1 protein-coding gene is annotated in these 441 nt (G+C 68.9%); it reads left to right on the top strand.

Translation table 11 applies throughout. The annotated features are described in order from the left end of the window. Positions 1-17: 17 nt before the first annotated feature. Positions 18-441 (top strand): hypothetical protein (locus GO615_RS29960; RefSeq protein WP_211167431.1); only part of this gene is annotated, 424 nt, incomplete at its 3' end.

The raw sequence follows: 441 nt of genomic DNA, 5'->3' as shown, positions 1-441 counted from the left end.
GGACCGGAGTGCGCTGGATGCTCGCGCTCATCTTCATGCTGCCCGTGCTGGCGTTGAGCATGGTGATCGGTCACAGCATCGCCCAAGGAGCGGGAAGCGCCGCCGGGCAGGGACTGTCCGCGCAGGTGATGCAGGCCCTCGTCGGCGGTTTCGTGTCGATCATTGGTCTGCTGTGGCCCTACTTCCTGTTCAAGCTGTTCGCTTTCGTTGACCCCAACACCGTCTCTGGGGCGAGCTTTCGCGCGTCGCTACCGCAGGGCAAGAAGGGTGGCGGCGGCGAAGACACCGAAGGCGCAGCCCAGGCCAGTGAGGGCGCCTCGGACAGCGGCGCTGGCGCAACCGACTCGATGGGCTCCAGTTCTGGCGGCAGCGCGGCTGGCGGCGGCGCTGGCGCGGCCGGTAGCGGTGGCGGCGCTGCTGGGGGAGCAAGCGGTGCTGGTG

This window comes from Aromatoleum evansii, from assembly GCF_012910805.1.
Lineage (GTDB): Bacteria > Pseudomonadota > Gammaproteobacteria > Burkholderiales > Rhodocyclaceae > Aromatoleum > Aromatoleum evansii.
This window is presented reverse-complemented; position numbering and strand designations above follow the sequence as displayed.